General features: G+C 72.5%; 6 protein-coding genes. 1 reads left to right on the top strand and 5 read right to left on the bottom strand.

Annotated features, from left to right (window positions below; all coding sequences use genetic code 11):
- Positions 1-257 precede the first annotated feature (257 nt).
- Positions 258-2,489, top strand: a complete 2,232-nt coding sequence (locus tag FHX78_RS10330; protein ID WP_189908539.1) for a HelD family protein — start codon at positions 258-260, stop codon at positions 2,487-2,489.
- Positions 2,490-2,504: 15 nt separating this feature from the next.
- Here FHX78_RS10330 and glgB read toward each other — a convergent pair whose 3' ends face one another.
- The 5 genes from glgB to FHX78_RS10305 form a co-directional block, all read right to left on the bottom strand.
- Positions 2,505-5,153 (bottom strand): 1,4-alpha-glucan branching enzyme, encoded by a 2,649-nt coding sequence (gene glgB, locus FHX78_RS10325; RefSeq protein ID WP_145867148.1) that lies wholly within the window; start codon positions 5,151-5,153, stop codon positions 2,505-2,507.
- Positions 5,154-5,193: 40 nt separating this feature from the next.
- Entirely contained in the window at positions 5,194-6,609 is a 1,416-nt protein-coding gene (locus FHX78_RS10320) for a maltokinase N-terminal cap-like domain-containing protein (RefSeq protein ID WP_145867147.1), read from the bottom strand.
- Between the two features lie 110 nt (positions 6,610-6,719).
- Positions 6,720-8,420 (bottom strand): maltose alpha-D-glucosyltransferase, encoded by a 1,701-nt coding sequence (treS, locus tag FHX78_RS10315; RefSeq protein ID WP_145867146.1) that lies wholly within the window; start codon positions 8,418-8,420, stop codon positions 6,720-6,722.
- Positions 8,417-10,465 (bottom strand): alpha-1,4-glucan--maltose-1-phosphate maltosyltransferase, encoded by a 2,049-nt coding sequence (locus FHX78_RS10310; protein WP_145867145.1) that lies wholly within the window; start codon positions 10,463-10,465, stop codon positions 8,417-8,419. Before FHX78_RS10310 ends, treS begins: the two co-directional genes overlap by 4 nt.
- Positions 10,466-10,739: 274 nt before the next feature.
- Entirely contained in the window at positions 10,740-11,942 is a 1,203-nt protein-coding gene (locus tag FHX78_RS10305; RefSeq protein ID WP_145867144.1) for a S8 family peptidase, read from the bottom strand.
- Positions 11,943-12,094: the final 152 nt, after the last annotated feature.

The following is a 12,094-nucleotide window of genomic DNA, read 5'->3' as shown; positions in this document are numbered from 1 at the left end:
CCGAGCGGCCAGGCTTTCTCCCCCGTGAGCCGGGCCGCTCGGCCTTTTCCGTACTGCCGCTCCCCAAGGAGCGGTCGGACGTGCTCCGACCTGGTACGCGGCACGAGAAAACCCCCGGGCAATTGCGCCCGGGGGTTTTCTTTGCGTATATTCATTGATTCACGACTTCGCGGTGAAAGAAGTCGCGTGAAGTTCAATGAGCAGAGTGTATCCGGGCGGGAGTGGAATTGTCAAACACCGATTATCCGGACGATGAATTGCGTCAGGAGCAGGAATTCATCGACGGACTGTACGCACGCGTGGACGTCCTGCGCGGCGACGCCGAGGTCTCCGTCACCCAGGCGCTCGCCCAGGGCAACACACCCATGCAGGCGCGGCTGGAGCGGGACATCCTCGTCGCCGAGCGCTCCGGGCTGCTCGCCGCGCTGAACGCGGTGGACGGCTCCCTCTGCTTCGGCCGGATCGACCTGACCTCCGGCCGCACCCACCACATCGGCCGCATCGGCCTGCGCGCCGACGACGCCGAGCGCACCCCGGTCCTCATCGACTGGCGCGCCGACGTCGCCCGCCCGTTCTACCTGGCCACCGGCCACACCCCGATGGGCCTCAGGCGCCGCCGGCACATCTCCTCCGAGGGCCGCAGGGTCACCGCCCTGCACGACGAGATCCTCGACCTCGGCGACGAGACCCGCACCGGCCACGAGGACCCCACCGGCGACGCCGTGCTGCTCGCCGCGCTCAACTCCGCGCGCACCGGCCGTATGGGCGACATCGTGCGCACCATCCAGGCCGACCAGGACCGCATCATCCGCGCCCCGCACCGCGGCGTCCTGGTGGTCGAGGGCGGCCCCGGCACCGGCAAGACCGCCGTCGCCCTGCACCGCGCCGCCTACCTGCTCTACGAGCACCGCGAACTGCTCGCCCGCCGCGCGGTCCTGATCGTCGGCCCCAACCCGGCGTTCCTCGGCTACATCGGCGAGGTGCTGCCCAGCCTCGGCGAGACCGGAGTGCTGCTGGCGACCGTCGGCGAACTCTTCCCCGGCGTGCGGACCACCCGGACCGACACCCCCGAGGCCGCCGCCGTCAAGGGCCGCGCCGCGATGGCCGACGTCCTCGCCGACGTCGTACGCGACCGGCAGGCCCTGCCCGACCCGGTGATCACGATCGAGCACGACCGCGAGATCCTGATGCTCGACGACGGCCTGGTGAACGTGGCCCGCGAACGCACCCGGGCCGCGAAGCTGCCGCACAACGCGGCCCGGGAGCACTTCGAGGGACACATCCTCAACGCGCTCACCGACATGGTCGCCGAACGCATCGGCACCGACCCCTACGACGGCAGCAACCTGCTCGACCCCAGCGACATCACCCAGATCCGCGACGAACTCGCCGAGAACCCCGAGGTCTGGTCCGCCATCGACCGGCTGTGGCCCCGGATCACCCCGCGCCGTCTCGTCGCCGACTTCCTCGCCGCGCCCGAGCCGTACTTGTCCGCCGCGGACGCCGCCGCGGTCCGCCGCCCGGTCACCCGGCACTGGACCGTCTCCGACGTGCCCCTGCTCGACGAGGCCGCCGAACTCCTCGGCGAGGACGACCGGCTCGCCCGCGAGCGGGCCGCACGCGAGCGGCAGACCCAGATCGCCTTCGCCCAGGGCGTGCTGGACGTCTCCTACGCCTCCCGCACCTTCGAGTTCGAGGACAAGGAGGACGACGACCCGGAGTCCTCCGAGGTGCTGTCCGCGCACGACATCATCGACGCCGAACGCTTCGCCGAGCGGCACGAGGAGGAGGACCACCGCAGCGCCGCCGAGCGCGCGGCCGCCGACCGCACCTGGGCGTTCGGGCACATCATCGTCGACGAGGCGCAGGAACTCTCCCCGATGGCCTGGCGGCTGCTGATGCGGCGCAGCCCGACCCGCTCGATGACCCTGGTCGGCGACCCGGCCCAGACCTCGGAGGCGGGCGGCGTCGGCGCCTGGGCGGACATCCTCGCCCCGTACGTCGAGGACCGCTGGGAGCACACCCGGCTCGGCGTCAACTACCGCACCCCGGCCGAGATCATGGACGTCGCCGCCGCCGTGGTCCGCGCGGAGCACCCCGGCTTCGCACCGCCCAGCTCGGTCCGCGCCACGGGCGTGCGCCCCTGGGCCCGCGCCACCGACGACCTGCCCGGCGCCGTCGCCAAGGCCGTCGCCGAACTCACCCCGGCCGAGGGCCGCCTCGCCGTCATCGCCCCGCGCGAGACGCACCGCGCCCTGGCCGCCCGCCTCGACGGCGTGACGGCGGGCGCCGAACCCGATCTGACGCACGACGTGGTGCTGCTCGACCCGCGCCAGGCCAAGGGGCTGGAGTTCGACTCGGTGCTGGTGGTCGAGCCCGGCCGCTACGGCACCAGCGACCTCTACGTGGCGCTCACCCGCGCCACCCAGCGGCTCGGTGTGCTGCACACCGAGCCGCTGCCGGGGCCACTGGCCGACGCCCTGGCCTGAGTCACGGGCCCGGGATCACGCCGGGCGCAGCCACACCGCCGCCAGGGGCGGCAGGGTCAGCCGGATGCTCGCCGGGAACCCGTGCCGTCCCTGGGGCTCCGGCTTGACCGGGTCCGGGTGGGTGTGGCCACCGCCGCCGTAGCGGCCGGCGTCGGTGTTCAGGACCTCGTGCCAGGCGGGCACGTCGTCGGGGACCCCGATCCGGTAGTCGGGCCGCACCACCGGGGAGAAGTGGCACACCGCGAGCAGCGGCGAGCCGTCGCCGTCGTAGCGCAGGAACGCGAGCACGTTGTCCTCGGCCGCGTCGCCGGTCACCCACCGGAACCCGTCCGGCTCGGTGTCCCGCTGCCACAGCGCCGGGGTGTGCGCGTAGACGGTGTTGAGGTCGCGCACCAGGTCGCGCACCCCGCGGTGGTCGGCCTCGGCACCGTAGTGCGGGTCCAGCAGCCACCAGTCGGGGCCGTGCGCCTCGGACCACTCGGCGCCCTGCGCGAACTCCTGCCCCATGAAGAGGAGTTGCTTGCCCGGGTGGGCCCACATGAAGCCGAGGTAGGCGCGCAGGTCGGCCCGCTGCCGCCACCAGTCGCCGGGCATCTTCGACACCAGGGACCGCTTGCCGTGCACCACCTCGTCGTGCGAGATCGGCAGCACGTAGTTCTCGCTGTACGCGTACACCATCGAGAACGTCATCTCGCCGTGGTGGTAGCGGCGGTGGACCGGTTCGTGGCTCATGTACTGGAGCGAGTCGTGCATCCAGCCCATGTTCCACTTCAGCCCGAACCCGAGCCCGCCGAACCCGCTCGGGCCCTTGTGGTGGGTGGCCCGGGTGACGCCGTCCCAGGCCGTGGACTCCTCGGCGACGGTCACGACGCCCGGCACCCTGCGGTACACGGTCGCGTTCATCTCCTGGAGGAAGGCCACCGCGTCCAGGTTCTCCCGGCCGCCGTGCTCGTTCGGCGTCCACTGGCCGGGCTCGCGCGAGTAGTCGAGGTAGAGCATCGAGGCGACCGCGTCCACCCGCAGCCCGTCGATGTGGAACTCCTCGCACCAGTACAGCGCGTTGGCCACCAGGAAGTTGCGCACCTCGCGCCGCCCGAAGTCGAACTCCAGGGTGCCCCAGTCCGGATGGGCCGCCCGCAGCGGGTCCTCGTGCTCGTACAGCGGACGCCCGTCGAACTCGGCGAGCGCCCACTCGTCGCGCGGGAAGTGCGCCGGCACCCAGTCCATCAGCACCCCGATCCCGGCCCGGTGCAGGGCGTCGACCAGGTACCGGAAGTCGTCGGGGGTGCCGAGGCGGGCCGTGGGCGCGTAGAACCCGGTGACCTGGTAGCCCCAGGAGCCGCCGAACGGATGCTCGGCGACCGGCATCAGCTCGACGTGGGTGAAGCCGAGGTCCTTGACGTACGCGGGCAGCTGCTCGGCCAGCTGACGGTACGTCAGACCCGGGCGCCACGACGGCAGGTGCACCTCGTAGACGGAGAACGGCGCCCGGTGCGCGGGCACCCGGGCCCGGCGCTCCAGCCACTCCGCATCGCCCCACTCGTACCGCGAGGACGTGACGATGGACGACGTGGCCGGCGGGACCTCCGTACGGCGGGCCAGCGGGTCCGCGCGCAGCGTCTTCGAGCCGTCGGGGCGGGTGATCTCGAACTTGTACAGCTCGCCCTCGCCGATGCCCGGCACGAACAGTTCCCAGACGCCCGTCGACCCCAGCGACCGCATGGGGAAGCCGGTGGCGTCCCAGAAGTTGAAGGAGCCCGCCACCCGTACCCCGCGGGCGTTCGGCGCCCACACCGAGAAGCGGGTGCCGGCCACGCCCTGGTGGGTCATCGGGTGCGCGCCCAGTACCGTCCACAGCTCCTCGTGCCGGCCCTCGCCGATCAGGTGCAGGTCCAGCTCGCCGAGCGTGGGCAGGAACCGGTAGGCGTCCTCGGTCTCCTGCACCGTCCCCTCGTAGGTGACCAGCAGCCGGTACGCCGGGACCTCGCGCAGCGGCAGCAGACCGGAGAAGAAGCCGTCCCCGTCGTCGTGCAGCGCGACGGTCAGGCCCCCGGAGACCACGGTCACCGCCAGGGCGTACGGCTTGAACACCCGGAAGACGACCCCGCCGGGCACCGGGTGCGCGCCCAGCACGGAGTGCGGGGCGTGGTGCGTGCCGTCCAGCAGGCGCTCCCGGTCGGTGACGTCCACGGCGGGGGAGACGGCGATCTCCATCTCGGGCGGGCCGGGCGGCACGGCGGCGGTGCCCCGGGCCGCCGTCTCCTTCGCCGCCGTCTTCCTCGCCGCCGTCTTCCTCGCCGGGCTCCTGTCGGCCGCCTTCTTCACCACCGCCTTCTTCACCACCGCTTTCTCGGCCGGGGCCTTCCGGGCCGTGGTCCTCCTCGCCGCGGCCTTCCCGGGAGCCGCGGCCGCCTTCGCCGCCGTTCCCCTCCCGGCCACGGTCTTCTCCTCGGCCGCCGTCCGCTTCTCGGCGACGGTCCGCTTCTCGGCCACGGTCTTCGCCGCCGCGGCGCTCTTCTTCGCGGCGCTCTTCTTCGCGACGGCCTTCTTCGCGACGGCCTTCTTCGCGGCCGTCCTCTCGCGGGCGGGCGGGGGCGGCTCGGCGCGCCGCTGCTCGGCCGGCTGCTCCGGGAACGGACCGCTGGACTCGGGGCGGGGGGTCACGGGCGAAGCCTCCTGGGCGAAGGTCGGTGGGTCCGGTCGGTCAGGTCGGGTCGGGCGCGGCGAGCCGCCGCACGGCCGCCATCGGTACGGGCAGCCACTCGGGGCGGTGCCGGGCCTCGTAGACCACCTCGTAGACGGCCTTGTCCGTCTCGTACGCGCGCAGCAGCACCGGGTCGGTGCGCGGATCACGGCCGGCGGCCTCCGCGTACCCGGAGCAGTAGGCCGCCCGGCAGTGCCCGGCCCACTCCGGCTGCGGCGGGTCCACCGAACGCGCCGCGTAGTCGAAGGAGCGCAGCATGCCGGCCACGTCCCGGACCGCGGGCTGCGGCATCCGCCGTTCGGCCAGCGGCCGGGCCGGTTCGCCCTCGAAGTCGATCAGCGACCAGTCGCCGGCCGGGGAGCGCAGGCACTGCCCGAGGTGCAGGTCCCCGTGCACTCGCTGCGCGGTCCAGGTGCTGCCCTCGGCGGCCAGCTCGTCCACGGCCGAGTACGCCGAGCGCAGCCCGGCCGCGTACGGCCGCAGCGCGGGCACCGCGTGCACCGCCGCCTCCAGCCGCTCGGTCATGCCGGCCACCAGGGACCGCAGCTGGGAGTGGCCCAGGGTGACCGTCGGCAGCGCCCGGGCCAGCGCGGTGTGCACCTCGGCCGTGGCCCGGCCCAGCGCCCGCGCCTCGGCGACGAAGTCCTCGCCCTTGGCCAGCTCCCGCAGCGCCAGCTCCCAGCCGTCCGTCGCGCCCTGCACGAACGGCTGGAGGACGCCCAGGACGTACGGCTGGGCCGGGGCCGACGCGGCGGCGCCCTCGGCGTCCGCGACCATCCAGGCGGTGGGCGGGGGCACCCGGGGGCAGCCCTCGCGGGCCAGCGCCAGCGGCAGCTCCAGGTCGGGGTTGATCCCGGGCACGATCCGGCGCAACAGCTTCAGGATGAACGTATCTCCGTAGACGACCGACGAGTTCGACTGTTCGGCGGTCATCAGGCGCGGCACCAGGCCGGACCGGATCTCCTGGTCCGGGTCCCGCTCGAAGCGGAGTCCTCCGATGCGCGCCCGGGTGCGCAGGGCCTCCAGGAGGAGGTCGGCGGGCCGGGCGTCGTGCAGGGCCTCGTAGACCGTCCGTCCGGCCAGCGGGCCCTGCGTCACATGTCCGATCAGCGCGGGCGCGAGCCGGGGCGGCAGCGCCTCGCGCACGCCTATCAGCAGCTGGTAGCAGTCGCCGGGCTGCTCCTGGCCGCCGTGGCCGGGCAGCAGCGGCTGGTGGGCGCGCACCAGCAGGTGGTACAGGCCCAGCTTGGCGCTGGGCGGCAGCAGTTCGGTGGCCGTGACCAGGGCGAACCCGGTGACCGGGCGGCCCTTGCCCGCGAACCAGCGCTGCCGCGGCAGCCACTCCCTCAGCAGTGGATCCAGTGACGCAAGGAGGCCGGGCGGTGTCGTGACGGTGCGTGTGACGGCTTCCGACATGGCGTCGCGTCCTTTCCCCTGTTCGGCGCGCCGCGGGGGCGCCGCCGGCGGGCGGGGTGTTACTGATGCGTGCCCCGGGCGGAGCGGGAGAAACCGCCCCGCCCCGGGTTCTACGCGGCGTCCTTGCGGAGCCGGAACCAGTAGAAGCCGTGCCCGGCCAGGGTCAGCAGATACGGCAGGTCGCCGACGGCCGGGAAGCGCACCCCGCCGAACAGTTCCACCGGGTGCCGCCCCGCGAAGGCGCTGAGATCCAGCTCGGTGGGCTGTGCGAAGCGTGAGAAGTTGTTGACGCAGAGCACGAGGTCGTCCTCGTATTCGCGGAGGAAGGCGAGGACGGCGGGGTTGGAGGAGGGCAGTTCGGTGTAGGTGCCGAGTCCGAAGGCGGGGTTCTGCTTGCGGATCTCGATCATGCGGCGGGTCCAGTGGAGCAGGGAGGAGGGGGAGGCCATGGAGGCTTCGACGTTGGTGACCTGGTAGCCGTAGACGGGGTCCATGATCGTGGGCAGGAAGAGGCGTCCGGGGTCGCTGGAGGAGAATCCGGCGTTGCGGTCGGGGGTCCACTGCATGGGGGTGCGGACGGCGTCGCGGTCGCCGAGCCAGATGTTGTCGCCCATGCCGATCTCGTCGCCGTAGTAGATGATCGGTGAGCCGGGCAGGGAGAGCAGCAGGGCGGTGAAGAGTTCGATCTGGTTGCGGTCGTTGTCGAGGAGGGGGGCGAGGCGGCGGCGGATGCCGATGTTGGCGCGCATGCGGGGGTCCTTGGCGTATTCGGCCCACATGTAGTCGCGTTCTTCGTCGGTGACCATTTCGAGGGTGAGCTCGTCGTGGTTGCGCAGGAAGATGCCCCATTGGCAGCCCGAGGGGATGGCGGGGGTCTTGGCGAGGATCTCGGAGACGGGGTAGCGGGATTCGCGGCGGACGGCCATGAAGATGCGGGGCATGACGGGGAAGTGGAAGGCCATGTGGCATTCGTCGCCGCCGGCGCGGTAGTCGCCGAAGTAGTCGACGACGTCCTCGGGCCACTGGTTGGCCTCGGCGAGCAGGACCGTGTCGGGGTACTGGGTGTCGATCTCCTTGCGGACCCGCTTGAGGAAGGCGTGCGTGGCGGGCAGGTTCTCGCAGTTGGTGCCTTCCTCCTGGTACAGGTACGGCACCGCGTCCAGCCGGAAACCGTCGATCCCGAGGTCCAGCCAGAACTTCAGCGCGGAGATCATCTCCTCCTGCACCGCCGGGTTCTCGTAGTTGAGGTCCGGCTGGTGCGAGAAGAAGCGGTGCCAGTAGTACTGCCGGCGCACCGGGTCGTACGTCCAGTTCGACGCCTCGGTGTCGACGAAGATGATCCGGGCGTCCTCGAACTGCTTGTCGTCGTCGGCCCAGACGTAGTAGTCGCCGTACGGTCCGTCGGGGTCCCGCCTCGACTCCTGGAACCAGGGGTGCTGGTCACTGGTGTGGTTCATGACGAAGTCGATGATCACGCGCATGCCGCGCTGGTGCGCCGCGTCGACGAACTCGACGAAGTCGGCGAGGTCACCGAACTCGGGGAGGACGGCCGTGTAGTCGGAGACGTCGTAACCGCCGTCGCGCAGGGGGGACTTGAAGAAGGGTGGCAGCCAGAGGCAGTCCACGCCGAGCCACTGCAGGTAGTCCAGTTTGGCGGTCAGGCCCTTGAGGTCGCCGACGCCGTCGCCGTTGCTGTCCTGGAAGGAGCGGACGAGCACCTCGTAGAAGACGGCGCGTTTGAACCACTCCGGGTCCCGGTCCTTGGCGGGGGTGTCCTCGAAGGTGTCCGGGACGGGTTCGTTGACGATCATGTGGTGGGTGACCCTCCGGTCTGCGGGGTGGACGGTCGCAGGACCCGGAAGACGTGCGCCGGGCTCCGGCCCGGTTCGAGCCGCACGTAGTTGGCCCTGCCCCATTGATAGGTCTCGCCGGTGAGCTCGTCGCGCACCGGTACCGACTCGTGCCATTCCAGGCCGAGTTGCGGCATGTCCAACGAGACCGTGGCCTCCTGGGTGTGGTGGGGGTCGAGGTTGGCGACCACCAGAACCGTGTTCGAACCCTTCCGCTTCGAGTAGGCGATGACCGCCTCCTGGTCGACGTCGTGGAAGTGGAGGTCGCGCAGCTGCCGCAGGGCCGGGTTCTCCCGGCGGATGGTGTTGAGCCGGGTGATGAGGGGGGCGATGGTGCGGCCCTCGCGTTCGGCGGTCTCCCAGTCGCGGGGGGTGAGCTGGTACTTCTCGCTGTCGAGGTACTCCTCGCTGCCTTCGCGCAGGGGGGTGTTCTCGCAGAGTTCGTAGCCGCTGTAGATGCCCCAGGAGGGGGAGAGGGTGGCGGCGAGGACGGCGCGGACCTCGAAGGCGGGCCGGCCGCCGTGCTGGAGGTAGGCGTGCAGGATGTCGGGGGTGTTGGCGAAGAAGTTGGGCCGCATGTAGGAGGCGGCCTCCCCCGAGAGTTCGGTGAGGTACTCGGTCAGTTCCTGCTTGGTGGTGCGCCAGGTGAAGTAGGTGTAGGACTGCTGGAAGCCGATCTGGGCGAGGGTGTGCATCATCGCGGGGCGGGTGAAGGCCTCCGCGAGGAAGATCACGTCGGGGTCGGCGCGGTTGATCTCGCTGATCACCCGTTCCCAGAAGACGACCGGTTTGGTGTGGGGGTTGTCGACGCGGAAGATCCGTACGCCGTGGCCCATCCAGAACCTCAGGACGCGGACGGTCTCGGTGATGAGGCCGTCCATGTCGGCGTCGAAGGCGATGGGGTAGATGTCCTGGTACTTCTTCGGGGGGTTCTCGGCGTGGGCGATGGAGCCGTCGGGGCGGTGGTGGAACCACTCGGGGTGTTTGTGGACCCAGGGGTGGTCGGGGGAGCACTGGAGGGCGAAGTCGAGGGCGACCTCCAGGCCGAGGGCGGCGGCGCGGGTCACGAAGCGGGTGAAGTCCTCGATGGTGCCCAGGGCGGGGTGGACGGCGTCGTGGCCGCCCTCGGGGGAGCCGATGGCCCAGGGCACGCCGACGTCGTCGGGGCCGGCGTCGAGGGTGTTGTTGGGGCCTTTGCGGTAGGTGGTGCCGATGGGGTGGATGGGCGGGAGGTAGACGACGTCGAAGCCCATCGCGGCGATCGCGGGCAGGCGGCGGGCGGCGGTGTCGAAGGTGCCGTGGGGCTGCTCGGGGGTGCCCTCGGAGCGGGGGAAGAACTCGTACCAGGAGCCGTACAGGGCCCGTTCGCGTTCCACCAGCAGGGGCAGCGGGTCGCTGCTGGTGACCAGCTCCCGCAGCGGGTGGCGGGCCAGCACCGCGTCCACGTCCGGCGTCAGCGCCGCCGCCAGCCGGGACGCCGCCGGACGGCTCGCGTCGCGCAGGGCGTCCACGGCGGCGAGCAGGACGCCCCGGGAGTCCGGGTCCGGCACGTCGGCCGCCGCCCGCTCGTGCAGCCGGGCGCCCTCCTCCAGGACCAGCTCCGTGTCCAGCCCGGCCGGCACCTTGATCCGCGCGTGGTGCCGCCAGGTGGAGACCGGGTCGCCCCACGCCTCCACGGTGTACGTCCACAGACCGGGCGCGCCCGCGGTGACGGTCGCCCCCCACCGGTCCGTGCCCGGCGCCAGCTCCCGCATCGGCGTGAACGGCCCCGGACGTCCCCCGGGGTCCCTGAGGACCACGTTGGCCGCCACGGCGTCGTGCCCCTCGCGGAACACGGTGGCCGAGATCTCGAACGTCTCGCCGGTCACGGCCTTCGCGGGGCGGCGCCCCTGCCGGACCGTCGGCCGGACGTCCAGGACGGGGATGCGCCCCACGGCGGTCGGGGGGCCGTCGGGCCCCCGGCTGCCGGGCGTCGGGGGTGAGGACGAATGGTGCTTGGCGGGCATGACCGCTCCTGTCCGCGTCAACGTGGGTGGGCGGATGACTGTGGGGAGGTGGGTCCTGCGTGGTGTTCCTGTGGAAGTACCCGCAGGAGCCTTCCCACACTGTTCGGGTGGGCAATCCGGCGCTTTGTTAACTACTCGCGCGTATGTCGACACACAAGACCGGCCCCGTCCGTACGGGACGGAGCCGGTCCTGAGCCGGTCCCCGATGGGCACGCTCCCACGTCCGCCGGTGCCGCCCCGCGCCCCCGGCGCACGCCGCCCGACGGGGGCGCCCCTACGGGCGCGGCACCTGAAGCAGCCGGTCCGGCGACCCGAGCCCCCGCCCGGTCACCTGTCCGCTCGCCGCGCCCGTGACCAGCGCGTTCGCCACCTGCGCCGGGGTCGCCCGCCGGTGCTCGGCGAGATACAGCGCCGCCGCGCCCGCCGCGTGCGGGGACGCCATCGACGTACCCGAGTACGCGACCCGCGCGGTGTCGCTCGCGGCGGACGCCGAGATGACCGACACCCCCGGGGCGAACAGGTCGACGGCCGAGCCGTGGTTGGAAAAGGCCGGTTTCTTGTCCTGCCGGTCGGTCGCGCCCACCGTGACGGCCTGGCGCACCCCCGCCGGTGAGTACAGCGCGGCCGGCCTCCCCTCGTTGCCCGCGGCGACCGTGTAGGTGACACCGGAGGCGATGGAGGTGCGGACGGCGGCGTTCAACTGCGCGTTGTGGAAACCGCCCAGGCTGAGGTTGGCGACCGCGGGCCTGCGCGCGTTGCGGGTCACCCAGTCGACGCCCGCGATCACCTGCGCGGTGGTGCCCGACCCGGTGTCGTCCAGGACGCGCACGGAGACGATCCGCGCCTGCTTGGCCACCCCGTACGACCTGCCCGCGACGATTCCGGCGACATGGGTGCCGTGTCCGTTGCCGTCCTGGGCGGTCCGGTCGTCCTGGACGAAGTCCCAGCCGTGGCGCGCCCGCCCGGCGAAGTCCCGGTGCGTGGTGCGGACACCGGTGTCGATCACGTAGACCGTCACCCCGGCGCCCGCCGGCTCCGGCCAGGTGTACCGCCGGTCCAGCGGCAGGCCCGGCCGGTCGATCCGGTCCAGCCCCCAGGGCGGCGGGTCCGCCCGCGTGTGCTCCAGGGCGACGCGCGTGTCCTGGACGACCGAGGCCACCTCGGGGTCGGCCGCCAGACGCCCGGCCTGTCCCGCGTCGGCGCGTACCGCGTAGCCGTTCAGCACCGTGCCGTAGATGTGGCTTATTTCCGCTCCGTACCGCTCGGCGAGGTCCCGGCCCGCCGTGGAGCGGGCCGCCGTGCCCTCCTTCAGTGTCACCAGATAACTGCCGGTCACGGAGCCGGGTGCGCCGGCGCCGAGTATCCGTCCCTGGGGTGCGGCCCGCGCGGGCAGGGTGGCGGCCGAGACCGCCGCGGTGCACAGCACCGCCGTGAAGACCCCCGCCCGGCGCAGACGCCGCGTCCGCGTCCGTGCCATGTCCGAGTTCCCCTCCTCGACTCGAGCCCCGCCGCGCGGTCCGGGCCCGGACCGCGCGGCGGGACCCGGCGGTGCGGCGCCGTGGGCCGCCGGGTGCGCCCGGCGCGGGCCGGCCCGCCAGGGTGGCAGCGTCTCGTGAGTGACGAAGCGCG

Source organism: Streptomyces capillispiralis, from assembly GCF_007829875.1.
GTDB lineage: Bacteria > Actinomycetota > Actinomycetes > Streptomycetales > Streptomycetaceae > Streptomyces > Streptomyces capillispiralis.
Note: the sequence above shows the minus strand (reverse complement) of the source record. Positions and strands in the feature narration are given on the sequence as shown.